General features: G+C 61.1%; 12 protein-coding genes. 5 read left to right on the top strand and 7 right to left on the bottom strand.

Going from position 1 to position 12,842, the window contains the following annotated elements; translation table 11 throughout:
• Positions 1-21: 21 nt before the first annotated feature.
• Together fumC and LH464_RS00160 are read right to left on the bottom strand one after the other, a co-directional pair.
• Positions 22-1,413, bottom strand: a complete 1,392-nt coding sequence (gene fumC, locus LH464_RS00165; RefSeq protein ID WP_226784329.1) for a class II fumarate hydratase — start codon at positions 1,411-1,413, stop codon at positions 22-24.
• A gap of 148 nt (positions 1,414-1,561) precedes the next feature.
• Positions 1,562-1,855 carry a hypothetical protein gene (locus LH464_RS00160; protein WP_226784328.1) on the bottom strand — a complete coding sequence of 98 codons (294 nt, stop codon included), beginning with the start codon at positions 1,853-1,855 and terminating at the stop codon, positions 1,562-1,564.
• Between LH464_RS00160 and LH464_RS00155 the strand changes: the two genes are divergently transcribed.
• Positions 1,854-3,668 carry a L,D-transpeptidase family protein gene (locus LH464_RS00155; protein WP_390624893.1) on the top strand — a complete coding sequence of 605 codons (1,815 nt, stop codon included), beginning with the start codon at positions 1,854-1,856 and terminating at the stop codon, positions 3,666-3,668. The two genes, LH464_RS00160 and LH464_RS00155, sit on opposite strands and share 2 nt — an antisense overlap.
• 73 nt (positions 3,669-3,741) lie before the next feature.
• Here the strand turns inward: LH464_RS00155 and gph are convergent, their stop codons facing one another.
• The gene (gph, locus tag LH464_RS00150; RefSeq protein ID WP_226784326.1) at positions 3,742-4,446 is read right to left on the bottom strand and encodes a phosphoglycolate phosphatase; all 705 of its coding nucleotides are present in this window, start codon (positions 4,444-4,446) and stop codon (positions 3,742-3,744) included.
• Positions 4,447-4,592: 146 nt separating this feature from the next.
• Here gph and rpiA point away from each other — a divergent pair, with 146 nt between their 5' ends.
• The 3 genes from rpiA to gor all read left to right on the top strand — a co-directional run bounded on the left by rpiA (position 4,593) and on the right by gor (position 7,364).
• A complete protein-coding gene (gene rpiA, locus LH464_RS00145; RefSeq protein ID WP_226784325.1) occupies positions 4,593-5,288 on the top strand; it encodes a ribose-5-phosphate isomerase RpiA in 696 nt (231 codons plus the stop codon).
• Between the two features lie 20 nt (positions 5,289-5,308).
• Entirely contained in the window at positions 5,309-5,866 is a 558-nt protein-coding gene (locus tag LH464_RS00140) for a DUF2059 domain-containing protein (RefSeq protein ID WP_226784324.1), read from the top strand.
• A gap of 109 nt (positions 5,867-5,975) precedes the next feature.
• Positions 5,976-7,364, top strand: a complete 1,389-nt coding sequence (gor, locus tag LH464_RS00135; protein WP_226784323.1) for a glutathione-disulfide reductase — start codon at positions 5,976-5,978, stop codon at positions 7,362-7,364.
• 36 nt (positions 7,365-7,400) lie between these two features.
• Here gor and LH464_RS00130 read toward each other — a convergent pair whose 3' ends face one another.
• A complete protein-coding gene (locus tag LH464_RS00130) occupies positions 7,401-8,738 on the bottom strand; it encodes a TadE/TadG family type IV pilus assembly protein (protein WP_226784554.1) in 1,338 nt (445 codons plus the stop codon).
• 287 nt (positions 8,739-9,025) lie between these two features.
• Between LH464_RS00130 and LH464_RS00125 the strand changes: the two genes are divergently transcribed.
• Positions 9,026-10,399, top strand: a complete 1,374-nt coding sequence (locus LH464_RS00125) for a class II 3-deoxy-7-phosphoheptulonate synthase (protein ID WP_226784322.1) — start codon at positions 9,026-9,028, stop codon at positions 10,397-10,399.
• A gap of 84 nt (positions 10,400-10,483) precedes the next feature.
• On the opposite strand, the gene mobB is transcribed toward LH464_RS00125, so the two are convergent.
• From mobB to LH464_RS00110, 3 genes are read right to left on the bottom strand one after another with little or no spacing between them, the layout of a single operon-like run.
• The gene (gene mobB, locus LH464_RS00120; protein WP_226784321.1) at positions 10,484-11,002 is read right to left on the bottom strand and encodes a molybdopterin-guanine dinucleotide biosynthesis protein B; all 519 of its coding nucleotides are present in this window, start codon (positions 11,000-11,002) and stop codon (positions 10,484-10,486) included.
• Positions 10,999-11,619, bottom strand: a complete 621-nt coding sequence (gene mobA / locus LH464_RS00115; protein WP_226784320.1) for a molybdenum cofactor guanylyltransferase MobA — start codon at positions 11,617-11,619, stop codon at positions 10,999-11,001. The genes mobB and mobA overlap by 4 nt, the downstream gene beginning before the upstream one ends.
• On the bottom strand, positions 11,612-12,841 hold the full coding sequence (locus LH464_RS00110) for a multidrug effflux MFS transporter (protein WP_226784319.1): 1,230 nt from the start codon (positions 12,839-12,841) through the stop codon (positions 11,612-11,614). The genes mobA and LH464_RS00110 overlap by 8 nt, the downstream gene beginning before the upstream one ends.
• Position 12,842: the final 1 nt, after the last annotated feature.

The following is a 12,842-nucleotide window of genomic DNA, read 5'->3' as shown; positions in this document are numbered from 1 at the left end:
GAGGTGGTCGTCAAATTTCGATTAACGCGGACCTATCATATTTTCGGGGCGAACGTACTGGTCGAACTCCTCGTTTGTCAGGTAGCCGCCGCCGACAGCTTCCTCCCGAAGGGTCGTGCCGTTCTTGTGCGCGGTCTTTGCGATCTTGGCGCAGTTGTCATAGCCGAGCTTGCTGTTGAGGGCTGTGACCAGCATCAGGGAGTTCTCGACGCCGCGCTTGATGTTGTCTTCGCGAGCTTCGATGCCGACGACGCAGTTGTCGGTGAAGGAGACCGCTGCGTCGCCAAGAAGCTGGACCGACTGCAGGAAGTTGTAGGCCATCATCGGGTTATAGACGTTGAGCTCGAAATGGCCCTGGCTACCGGCGAAAGTCAGTGCCGCATGGTTGCCGAAGATGTGGGCGCAGACCTGGGTGAGTGCTTCCGACTGGGTCGGGTTGACCTTGCCCGGCATGATCGACGAGCCGGGTTCGTTTTCCGGCAGCGACAACTCGCCAAGGCCGGCGCGCGGGCCGGAACCGAGGAAGCGGATGTCGTTGGCGATCTTGAAGAGCGCTGCCGCCGCCGCGTTGATGGCGCCATGGGCAAACACCATCGAGTCATGCGAGGCGAGCGCCTCGAACTTGTTCGGCGCGGTAACGAAGGACAGGCCGGTGATCTTGGCGATTTCCTCGGCCACCTTCTCGGCAAAGCCGACCGGCGCGTTGAGCCCGGTGCCGACGGCGGTGCCGCCCTGGGCGAGCTTGGAAAGCGCCGGCAGCGTCATTTCAATATTGGCGATGGCGGAAGCAACCTGCGCGGCGTAGCCGGAAAACTCCTGCCCGAGCGTCAGGGGGGTGGCATCCTGCGTGTGGGTGCGGCCGATCTTGATGATGTGGGAGAAGGCCTTGACCTTATCTTCCAGCGCCGCATGCAGTTTCGTCAGCGCCGGGATGAGATGATGGACGATTTCCTCGACGCAGGCGATGTGCATGGCCGTCGGATAGGTATCGTTCGACGACTGGCTCATGTTGACGTGATCGTTCGGATGCACGGGCTTCTTCGAGCCCATCTCGCCGCCGAGCATTTCGATGGCGCGATTCGAAATCACCTCGTTGGCGTTCATGTTGGACTGCGTACCCGAGCCGGTCTGCCAGACGACGAGCGGGAAATGGTCGTTCAACTTGCCGTCGATGACTTCCTGTGCCGCTTCGATAATCGCCTTGCCGGTCGCCTGGTCGAGGCCGGCGAGTTCCATGTTGGCGCGCGCAGCGGCCTGCTTGACGATGCCAAGGGCACGCACGACGGCGAGCGGCTGCTTTTCCCAGCCGATCTTGAAGTTTCCAAGCGAACGCTGAGCCTGCGCGCCCCAATAGCGGTCGCCTGCGACCTCGATCGGGCCAAATGTGTCGGTTTCGGTGCGGTTGGGTGCCATTTTGCTGCCTCTGCTGCTCAGGATGATGCAGCGGAGTTATTCAACAAACAGCCGGCGCGCAAGGGCAACGGCGGCTTTTGATGGCAAAGTCGAATCGCCGGGGAAGGGTCGGCCCGCGCCGATGGAGGCAGTCATGTATTCGTGCTATTTATAACACGGTGACGGATTTGTGGGAAATGCAGACGCGGCTCATTTGCGTCCATATCTTTCTTATCAGTAAAAATTTAACGAATATTTCCTTAACGTTGGCGATGCAGGTTTGCGTCGCACGGGCAGTATCTAGTTTCTCCGCGTAGCGTACCGCTTTCTTTCCATACCTCACGCGATCCATTAGAGCGTGAGGCGCACCGGTAATTGGCCACCAAAAGGCGACGGGGATAAAATTGCAGACCATATCCAGACGAACTTCGATCGCACTGGCGTTCGTTTCCAGCTTTTCCATGTTCGCTGCCGGAGCGGCGCCGGCCCATGCGATAACGTTGATGGACCTCATCAGAGGCGGGCCGGGCAAGCGCGACAGCGGACCCGGCAATGGACTGCCGGGCGTTCGCGGAAATCCCGCGCCCCAGCAGCGTAACGTCGATCCACAGCCGCTGCCGAAGGTCGCCGGGCCTAAGTACCACGCGTACAAGCCGGAAGTTCTGCGCACTGTGAAGACGGGTGGTTTTGCCGCTCTCGGTGCGACGGGCAGCGAACGTCTGCTGGCGTCCGCAAAGGTTGCTGCACCATCCGACGTGGCGGCGGCGGTTGAAAGTTTCTACGGCAAGAACGCAAAGCCGATCTGGGTCACAGACGGCGACGTGAACGAGAGGGCGCGGAGCGTGATCGCGCTTTTCGCACGCGCCGGAGACTACGGTCTGGATCCGGCAGACTACGATGTCGCAGTCCCGGAACTGATGACCGCAAGCGTAGAGCCGGTTTCAGCATCGACGACGGATACCGCAGCGACAGCCGCGGATGGGCACGACATCGCGCTCATGCAGTTCGAACTCGCGATGTCAGCCAAGGTCCTGACATTCGCGCAGGACATGGTGCGCGGCCGGATCGATCCCAATCGGATCTCGGGCTATCACGACTTCAAGCGGAAGGACGTCAATCTTTCGGTGGTGCTGCCGTTCGCCAAGTCCGACTCGGCTGCCTATCTCGAAAGTCTCGCGCCGCAGAGCGCACATTTCCTCGCTCTCAAGACCGAACTCTCCACGCTGAAGGCGGAGCTTGCCGATGTGGGTGACCGGATCGCGATCAGCGACGACCTGCTCCTGAAGCCGGGCAACAATAGCCCCGACATGGCGGGTGTCGTCCATGCGATTCAGAAGAATGGATCGGAGACGCTGAAGACGAGCCATGCGGTAACCTTCGCCAGTTACCAGAAAACGGGCGACTACACGCCCGAGCTTGTCGATCTGGTGAAAGCCTTTCAGCAGGAAGTCGGCCTGAAGCCGGATGGCGTCATCGGGCGTGCAACCGTGCGCGCGCTGGTTGGCCACAGCGACGAAGCCAAGATCAACAAGTTGATCGTGGCGATGGAGCAGGCGCGGTGGCTTCCGAACGATCTTGGCGAGCGCAACGTCTTCATCAACCAGCCCGCCTACATGGCCTATTATCACGACAAGGGAACCGAGCAGTTCTCCATGCGCGTCGTGGTGGGCTCGAAGGCAAACCAGACCTATTTCTTCCAGGACGAGCTGCAGACGGTGGAGTTCAACCCGTATTGGGGCGTGCCGCAGTCGATCATCATCAACGAGATGCTGCCTCACCTGCGGGCCGACGCTTCGTATCTCGACCGCATGGGTTACCAGGTCGAGGTCAACGGTCGGCCGGTGTCGTCGACCAGCGTCAACTGGCACGGATCAACCCAGGCGATCGCCGTCCGGCAGCCGCCATCGAGCGACAATGCGCTCGGGGAGCTGAAAATCCTGTTCCCCAACGATCATGCGATCTACATGCATGACACGCCCTCGAAGAGCTACTTCAACCGGGATACGCGAGCTCTCAGCCACGGCTGCATCCGCCTGGCCGAACCGCGAAAGATGGCGGCTGCAGTTCTCGGAATTACCGAGCAGGACGTTGCCGCCCGCATCGCGCAGGGCAAGAATATAGGCGAGAAGGTAAACGCGAAAATTCCCGTCTACATCGCCTATTTCACCGCCTGGCCGAACAAGGACGGGATCGTGGAATACTTCGACGACGTCTACGACCGCGACGCGGCCACGCTGAAAGCGATGGCGGCGACCACCACGGCGCGATCGATCTGAGAAAACAGCAATACCCTGCGAAAAGGCGGCCTTGAGCCGCCTTTTCCTTGTCCGCTTTTCCCTGTCGCCTGTCTTAGCCGGCAGAGGCGATCGGTTGGCCGATCCGACCGGCGAGAAGATCGCGCACGAGGTCTGCGGTCAGCTCCGAGTAATGTTCGATGATGTGATCAGGATCGAGCTTTGCAACGGGTACATCCGAATAACCGAAGGTAACGGCAATCGACGGAACACCGGCGTTGCGGGCGGCCAGGATGTCGTTGATGCTGTCGCCGATCATGACTGTCGATGCAGGATCGGCCTCGGCCTTTTCGATCGTGCCGAATATGTGGCGCGCGTCAGGCTTCCTGACCGGAAAGCTGTCGCCTCCGGTAATTGCCGAAAACCGGTCGGACAGGCCGAGCTTTTCGATCAAGGGAATGGCCAGTTCCTCAAGCTTGTTGGTGCAGACGGCAAGCTTCATGCCAGCATCAGCCAGCCGATCCAACGCTTCGATGAGCGCGGGGTAGGGCTTGCTGCCACCCGGCATTTCGCTTTTGTAGTGCTCGAGAAAACGCTGCAGCAATGGCTCCACCGACGCGTCATCAATCGTGCGGCCGCGAAGCTCGAAGGCGCGGCGGATCATGACGCGGGCACCCTGGCCGACGAGATGTGTCAGGTCTTGATAAGTGACCGGCGCCAGATCGGCGGCTGCAATCGTGTGGTTCAGGCTCGACACAAGATCCGGTGCCGTGTCGATAAGGGTGCCGTCGAGATCGAAGATCACCAGGGGAACAGTCATGGGTACCTCTAAGCCTGAACGCGTGCTGCGCTTCGCTTAGGATACCGGAACGGCAAAAGCAAACGGCAAGCAGGGCGAGGGGACTTTCCCTTGCACGGGTAGGCGTGTAAACAGCATCGGCGAAACAGCGGGGGAGCTTCTGGCGCATGGACGCCCGTCAAATGAAGATTAAGGCCGCAGAGGCGGCGTTGTCACATGTCGAAGACGGCATGCGGCTCGGCATCGGCACAGGATCGACAGCCGAGGAGTTCGTGAGGCTTCTGGCGGAGAAAGTGGCTGATGGCCTGCAGGTTCAGGGCGTGCCGACATCCGAGCGGACCGCACGGCTGTGCCTTGACATTGGCGTGCCGCTGAAATCTCTCGACGAGCTGCCGGAACTGGATCTGACGATCGACGGCGCCGACGAGGTGGATGCCGACCTGCGCCTGATCAAGGGCGGCGGCGGTGCTCTTCTGCGCGAGAAGATCGTGGCGGCGGCGTCATCCCGGATGATCGTCATTGCCGACGAGACCAAGGTGGTCGACACACTCGGCGCGTTTCCGTTGCCGATCGAAGTCAATCCCTTCGGCTTGCTCGCCACCCGGATCGCGGTTGAGAAGCTTGCCGCAAGACTTGGCCTAAGTGGCGAAATCAAGCTACGCCAGGCAGCCGAAGATGCGTTCACCACAGACGGTGGACACCATATTCTCGACGCATCTTTTGGCCGTATTCCTGATGCAGAGGCACTCGCAATCCAATTGAATTCCATACCCGGCGTTGTCGAGCATGGGCTGTTTATAAATATAGCGTCGTTCGCGATCATCGCCGGTGAGGCGGGTGCACGGACACTCAAGGCAAAGTGAAAGATAGGAGCACACTATCCATGACCAGACTCGCGGTTTTCGGGCGCGCCGCCGCTCTTGCTGTCATCGTCACAGGCAGCCTCGCGATGCCGCTCCGGGCGCAGGAAATTTCCGAAGCGCATCTTACCGCTGCCCGCGAAGCAATTGCCGCGATCAACGCCACAGACCGTTACGACAATATTCTTCCGGGACTTGCCGAGCGTCTGAAGGCCGAGTTCATTCAGGCCTCGCCCAACTTCCAGGAGCAGATTTCGGCGGCTGTCGATGAGCAGGCACTGGTGCTTGCATCGCGTCGCGCGGATCTCGAGCGCGAGGCGGCGACGATCTACGCCAAATCGTTCACGCAGGAAGAATTGCAGGCCATTTCGACATTTTACGCCACCGAAGCCGGCAAGAAGCTGCTGTCCAACGGCCCGCTGGTTGCGCGGGAACTGACCAGGGCGGTCGAGATCTGGGCCAACGGCATTTCGCGCGATCTCACCAACCAGGCCACGGAAAAGCTGCGCGGCGTCATCGACGCCGCCGCGATCCAGCCGCCGGCGGTCGATGCCGGACAACCAGCCCCGGCGCAGCAGTAACGCTGCATCATGACTGTGTATTGAAGAAGCCCGGAGCAATCCGGGCTTTTTCTTTTATGGCTTCAACCCTTATATGAGCCGACACGCCACGCAGACCAAGGAGCCTCACATGACCGCCTTTGACTACGACCTTTTCGTGATCGGCGGAGGCTCCGGCGGGGTTCGGGCCGGACGGCTTGCAGCGTCGCTCGGCAAGCGGGTTGCGATCGCCGAGGAATACCGGTTCGGCGGCACATGCGTCATCCGCGGCTGCGTGCCGAAGAAGCTTTTCGTCTACGCTTCCCAGTTTCCTGAACATTTCGAGGATGCCGCCGGTTTCGGCTGGCAGGTTGGCGAAACGAGCTTTGACTGGACGAAACTCGTTGCTGCGAAGGACCGTGAGATAGCGCGCCTCGAAGGGCTTTATCGCCGTGGTCTGGAGAACGCGGGGGCGGAGATCCTCGAGACCCGGGCGGAACTCGTCGATGCGCATACCGTTCGGCTCGTGAAGACGGGGCAGACGGTTACCGCGGAGAGGATCCTCATCGCTACCGGCGGGGCGCCAAACCCGCACGCCGCACTGCCCGGGCACGAGCTGTGCATATCCTCGAACGAGGCCTTCGACCTGCCGGAGCTGCCGCGGTCGATCCTGATTGCCGGCGGCGGTTATATTGCGGTCGAGTTTGCCAACATATTCAACGGCCTCGGTGTGGACACGACGCTGATCTATCGCGGCAAGGAGATCCTGTCCCGCTTCGACGAAGACATGCGCCGGGGCCTGCACAAGGCGATGGAGGAGAAGGGCATCCGGATCATCTGCACGGATGTGATCGAGGATGTGTCGAAGGCACCCGCAGGCGGCCTTGTCGCGCGGACGCTGGCAGGCCAGACCCTGGCCGTGGACACGGTGATGCTGGCGCTGGGACGGGATCCGAACACGCAGGGACTTGGTTTGGAAGCCGCAGGCGTCGAGGTGACCGAACGTGGCGCGATCGTCGTGGACGAGTACTCGCGCAGCAGCGTTGCGCATATCTTTGCCCTGGGCGATGTCACCGACCGGGTACAGTTGACGCCGGTGGCGATCCACGAGGCCATGTGCTTCATAGAGACGGAGTTCAGGAACAATCCGACGACGCCCGACCTCGACCTGATCGCGACGGCCGTGTTCTCGCAACCGGAAATCGGCACCGTAGGGCTGTCGGAGGAGGCTGCTTGCAAGCGCTACCCGGAGATCGAAGTCTACCGGGCGGAGTTTCGCCCCATGAAAGCGACGTTGTCGGGGCGCGCCGAAAAGATGATCATGAAGCTGATCGTCGATTCTGCCAGCCGGAAGGTGGTCGGTGCCCATGTGCTGGGCCATGACGCCGGCGAGATGGCGCAGCTTCTGGGCATTTCACTGAAGGCCGGATGCACGAAGGAGGACTTCGACCGCACCATGGCCGTGCACCCGACTGCCGCTGAGGAACTGGTGACGATGTATCAGCCGACCTACCGCGTCAGAAACGGCGAGCGCGTCTGACGCGCCCGCTTCAGCCCTGTTTCGCAAGCATGCGCTTCAGCTGGTGATACGGGGGCTGCTGACGATCTTCTTGAAAAGAGCGTTCATGGCGTCCTCTATCCCGTCCTTGAGCGAGACTTCGAAGAAGTAGCCGGGTGTTGCACATTCCCTCATCTTGTTCGGGATGTTGTCGCTGAAAGGCTTCACCCAGGTCTTGTAAAAGTCATTGTTCGGCAATGGCAGATAGGTCGTGTAAAGAATTGCGATCTTGATGTTGTTTTTCTTCAGGTCTTCGCAGAATTTGGTGTCGATGGGCTCGATGCAGCGTCCCGGTGTGTTGGGGACTTTCCCCTTCTTGTTGCCGCAGCCGTGCGTCTTGTAGTGGTCGCCGACGCCATCCGACACGAAGAACACGATCTTCTGGCGGTCGGCCGCGCTGGTCCCGTTGCCAGGCGTTTCGGTTATCTCGTCACCGATCTTGACCAAAGCGCTATCGAAGCTGGTCTGTTGGTCATAGTTGTAGTTCTGCTTAGGGATGCTCATCAGCTTGATCTTGCTCGTGGCATCGCCGACCGTGTCCAGGTTTTCGCTGAGTTCGGCAACCTTGAAGAGTTGAGCGTCCTGGGCGGTCTTTCCGAACGTGTAGGCGGCCATCCTGAACTGGTTCTCCACCGTCTGCGTATTCTTGGCGGTTTCCATCAGGGCTTTCGTCGCCCGGGCGACGACATCGATCCGGATCGGGATGCCGTTGTTCAGGGCAACGTTGTAGAAGCTCGACTTGTCGTCGACGCCGCTCTCACTGACAATGTGGCAGGCAAACGCGCATTTCTTGTTTCCCCCGGCGGGGTCACCAAAACGGGTCGCGTGCTCCATCCTTGTGATGTCATCCAGTGTCGCGGCAACACCCATGGACGGCGTGTTGTCCAACAGCATGTAGAAGTCCATGAAGGCGGGCGTCTGGTTGCGCGCGGTTGCCGCACCGCCGATGGTAATGCTCTCGTGGCCAAGCACCCGCATGAAGGTGGTTGGCACGGAGGCGCTGAACGCGACGCGCGACTCGATGACGCCACCGGCCTTTGTCACGCTGATTTCGAGATCGACCGGCAGTTCGCTGGCCTCGCCATGCATCTGGCTCATGAAGACGTTTTCGGCATCGCCGGAGCCTATCGTGATCGTGCCGTCCCCCTGCATGGCCATCGCTTCGGCAACCGCCAGGGATTTTTCCGAGATTGCCCCCACCGCAGCAGCGTCGGCCGCTGAATAGAGCTGTGTGCGAAGCGCAAGGGCATGCGTCACATCGATGGCCAATCCGGCGGCGCCGGCAATAGGTACGGCCAGCAAGGCGGTCATCATTCCAAAATTGCCGGCGCGATCGCGCAGCAGCGTCTTCAACATAGCAAGCATGGTAGGCGCCCCGATAGATATTCCGAACTGTCGCGGCTTCATGCTGCTGGATGGCCGGCTCATGCGGCTTTACTAATGTGGAATTAGCGCGGCGATATCGCTAAAATGCCAACGAAGATGCTTAACGGAGACCTTACCGGCAAAACCCGTTCGCATGTCGCAAGGTGGGCGGCAATGTGGTGTAAAAGACTAGGCAAAAGGGGGGGGAAGGTTTATAAGCCGCGCCAAATTGAAGCTTAGAGGCTCACGCACTCGCCGGAGCCAAGACAGGTGGGAATATGGCACAGAACTGGACCCCGAGCACGTGGCGGCAAAAACCGGTTCAGCAGGTCCCAGAATATCCGGATGCTGCTGCTCTCAGCGCGACGGAAGCGCAACTCGCCACCTTTCCGCCACTGGTCTTTGCCGGTGAGGCGCGCCGGCTGAAGAAGCATCTTGCCAATGTAGCAGAAGGCAACGGCTTTCTGCTTCAGGGCGGTGATTGCGCCGAGAGCTTCATGGAGCATGGCGCGGACAATATCCGTGACTTCTTCCGGGCATTCCTGCAGATGGCTGTCGTCCTTACCTTCGGCGCCCAGCAGCCGGTCGTGAAGGTCGGTCGTATTGCCGGCCAGTTCGCCAAGCCGCGCTCGTCCAATATCGAGACGCTGGGCGACATCAGCCTGCCGTCCTACCGCGGCGACATCATCAACGGCATCGAGTTCAACGAAGAGGCCCGCACCCCGAACCCCGAGCGGCAGCTGATGGCTTACCGCCAGTCGGCTGCGACGCTGAACCTGCTTCGGGCCTTCGCGATGGGTGGCTACGCCAATCTCGAAAACGTGCACCAGTGGATGCTCGGTTTCGTGAAGGACAGCCCGCAGGGCGAGCGCTACAAGAAGCTCGCCGATCGCATCAGCGAAACCATGGACTTCATGAAGGCTGTCGGCATCAGCGCCGACAACAATCCGAGCCTGCGCGAGACCGATTTCTTCACCAGCCACGAAGCACTGCTGCTTGGCTACGAAGAAGCGCTGACGCGCGTCGATTCCACTTCTGGCGACTGGTACGCGACATCCGGCCACATGATCTGGATTGGCGACCGTACCCGCCAGGCGGATCATGCGCATGTCGAATACTGCCGCGGGATCAAGAACCCGATCGGCCTTAAATGCGGCCCTTCGCTACAGCCCGACAACCTGCTGGAACTGATCGACGCGCTCAACCCGGCAAACGAAGCCGGCCGCCTGACGCTGATCTGCCGCTTCGGCCATGACAAGGTCGCGGACCATCTGCCAAAGATGATCCGTGCGGTCGAGCGCGAAGGCCGCAAGGTCGTGTGGTCCTGCGACCCGATGCATGGCAACACGATCACGCTCAACAACTACAAGACCCGTCCGTTCGAGCGGGTCCTGTCGGAAGTCGAGAGCTTCTTCCAGATCCATCGCGCCGAAGGCACTCATCCGGGCGGCATCCACATCGAGATGACCGGCAAGGACGTGACCGAATGCACGGGCGGCGCGCGCGCTGTTGCCGCCAGCGACCTTCAGGATCGTTACCACACCCATTGCGATCCACGCCTCAACGCTGACCAGGCGCTCGAGCTGGCCTTCCTGCTCGCCGAGCGGATGAAGACCGGCCGCGACGAGAAGCGGATGGTCGCCAACGGCTGAGTGCCGTTGGATCTGAAAACAAAAAGGCCGGCTGATAAGCCGGCCTTTTTTGTTTGGGAGGTCGCATCCCGTGGCGAAGGCAGATCAGGGCTTCGGCGGCAACCCGGTGACGGACGCAACGAAGTCGGCGATCGCGACGGTATCATCGAGGTCGAAGACCGGAAGACCGGTTTCCTCGACGGAATGGTCGGCTGCAATCGCCACGATATGAGGGTCGGTCGGAGCAAGCGGCTCCCGTTTCGCAGCGTCCAGCCGTCGAGCTTCAATCTTGGGAACGGGCTCCCGCTTGTAGCCTTCGATAAGGACGAGGTCGCAAGGCCCCAGTCGAGCCAGGATGTCTTCGAACGCCGGTTCGGGCTCTCCCCGCAGTTCGTGCATGATGGCGAAGCGCGTGCCCGACACGAGCGCTACTTCGGTGGCCCCGGCCTGACGGTGGCGGTAGCTGTCGGCGCCAACCTTGTCGATGTCGAAGTCGTGATGCGCATGCTTGATGGTGGAGATGCGGTAGCCGCGGCGGGTGAATTCCTCCACCAGCCGAACGGCAAGGCCGGTCTTGCCCGAGTTCTTCCAGCCGGCGATGCCGAAGATACGTGGTGCGCTCATGACAGCACCTCGAGAAAGCGGCGTGCCTCTTCAAGGTCGGCCGGCGTATTGAGGTTCATGAACGGATCCAGCGTCCCGACGGCGGTCTGTGTCGCGGGCCAAGCCACGGTCACCGACCGGTGACGCGCAGTAAAGTCGGACAGGCGCCGGTGATCCGCATCCGACAGCCAATCTTCCAGATCCTCGGCTATCGAGAGGGGCCAGAGCCCGAAGACGTAATGTGCCCGATCCAGCGAGGCAGCCACGACGATCGTATCGGGGGCGCAGGCGGCCGTGAGACGTTCTGAAAGGTCCAGGGGCAGAAACGGAGCATCGGACGGGACGGTCAGGAGATGCGATGCCCTGGCTTCCCGGGTGCCGAGATCGCGCAAGCCCGCCAGCACGCCGGCAAGCGGGCCGGGCTGTCCTGCGAGCGTGTCGGAGACGGTACGGATCCCTGCCGGCACAGGCACTCCTGGACTGACATTGAGGGCGATGTCCGAGACCTGCGGTTCCAGGCGCTGCAGTATGTGGGAGAGCAGTGTGCCTGAGCCGAACGGCAGCCACGCCTTGGCAGCGCCCATTCGAAGCGACCTGCCTCCTGCAAGGATGAGGGCAGGCGGTTTCAAGTCAGTCATCCGTGGACCTCCCTTCCAATTCTCCCTCCCGGCGGTCAACCCAGCGGACATACTCCGTGGCGGCGATCGCCAGGACGACAGTGACAGCCATGACCACCAAAAGGGGAACGGTTCCCGTCTGTGGCGTGAGGACGGCGCCGGCCAAAACGGAAAGCGCCGCGCCTCCGGCCAGGGTGATTGCGCCGCCGAGCCCCGAGGCGGAGCCGGCGAGGTGGGGACGGACGCTGACCATTCCGGCATTGGCGCTGGGCAACGTCAGGCCGTTGCCGATGCCGATCAGCGAAATGGGACCAAAGAAGGCGAATGGATGCGCCACATCCAGTAGGACGAACAGGAAGGCGGCGGCTATGCCTACCATGTTGACGATGTTTCCGGACAGCATCATCGGACCGATGCCGAAGCGGCGTGCATAGCGCCCGGACAGATAGTTGCCTAACATGTAGCCGCCGGCGATGCTGAAGAAGTAGAGGCCGAGCGCCGACGGGGACAGCTTGAATATGACAGTGCCGACGAAGGGTGCGCCTCCGAGAAACGAAAAGAATACGCCGGACGAAAATGCCGCGGTCAGCGTGTAGCCCCAGAAGCGCCGCGAGCGCAGCAATTGCGGCCAGCTTCGGAACTGCGCGCCAAAGCTTGTTGCCTGCGCCTGGTTCGTTTCCCCGAGATCACGCCAGACGAGAAGCAGGGTGGCGATCCCGACGACGAAGAGAGCGACGAAGCTGGCCTGCCAGCCGAACAGGTCGTCCAGCACGCCGCCCAGGGTCGGGGCGATCATCGGCACCAGCGACATGCCCATCGTCACATAGCCGATCATCGAGGCGGCTTCATCCATAGGCACCATGTCGCGGACGATGGCGCGGGATAACACGATGCCTGCAACGACGCCGGTCTGCATCATTCGGCCGAGCATGAAGACAAGCACATTGGGTGCCAGCGCACAGATGACGGTTCCGACGAGGAGAAGCGCTATCCCGGCGATCATCACCGGCCGGCGGCCGAACAGATCCGACAGCGGACCGATCGCAAGCTGTATGACCGCAGTTCCGGCGAGATAGCCGGAAACAGCAAACTGCATCACTGCATAGCTGGTGCCGAAGTATGTTGCCATCGTCGCCAGGGAGGGCAGGAAGATGTTCATGGACATGGCGGCAAGCCCGGCAGCAAGCACGAGCGTCGCAATGTGCGGAGGTGTCCCGCTGTCCAGAAAACGTGCCTGTTTCAAT

The organism is Pseudorhizobium xiangyangii (assembly GCF_020531965.1).
Classification (GTDB): Bacteria; Pseudomonadota; Alphaproteobacteria; order Rhizobiales; family Rhizobiaceae; genus Neorhizobium; species Neorhizobium xiangyangii.
The sequence above is the reverse complement of the archived record's forward strand: the minus strand, read 5'-3'. Positions and strand labels throughout refer to the sequence as shown.

Bases quoted from the DNA above. Each gene is read 5' to 3' on its own strand.
- fumC (WP_226784329.1), bottom strand. From the start codon at position 1,413: ATGGCACCCAACCGCACCGAAACCGACACATTTGGCCCGATCGAGGTC.
- LH464_RS00155 (WP_390624893.1), top strand. From the start codon at position 1,854: ATGTTCGCTGCCGGAGCGGCGCCGGCCCATGCGATAACGTTGATGGAC.
- LH464_RS00160 (WP_226784328.1), bottom strand. From the start codon at position 1,855: ATGGAAAAGCTGGAAACGAACGCCAGTGCGATCGAAGTTCGTCTGGAT.
- gph (WP_226784326.1), bottom strand. From the start codon at position 4,446: ATGACTGTTCCCCTGGTGATCTTCGATCTCGACGGCACCCTTATCGAC.
- rpiA (WP_226784325.1), top strand. From the start codon at position 4,593: ATGGACGCCCGTCAAATGAAGATTAAGGCCGCAGAGGCGGCGTTGTCA.
- LH464_RS00140 (WP_226784324.1), top strand. From the start codon at position 5,309: ATGACCAGACTCGCGGTTTTCGGGCGCGCCGCCGCTCTTGCTGTCATC.
- gor (WP_226784323.1), top strand. From the start codon at position 5,976: ATGACCGCCTTTGACTACGACCTTTTCGTGATCGGCGGAGGCTCCGGC.
- LH464_RS00130 (WP_226784554.1), bottom strand. From the start codon at position 8,738: ATGTTGAAGACGCTGCTGCGCGATCGCGCCGGCAATTTTGGAATGATG.
- LH464_RS00125 (WP_226784322.1), top strand. From the start codon at position 9,026: ATGGCACAGAACTGGACCCCGAGCACGTGGCGGCAAAAACCGGTTCAG.
- mobB (WP_226784321.1), bottom strand. From the start codon at position 11,002: ATGAGCGCACCACGTATCTTCGGCATCGCCGGCTGGAAGAACTCGGGC.
- mobA (WP_226784320.1), bottom strand. From the start codon at position 11,619: ATGACTGACTTGAAACCGCCTGCCCTCATCCTTGCAGGAGGCAGGTCG.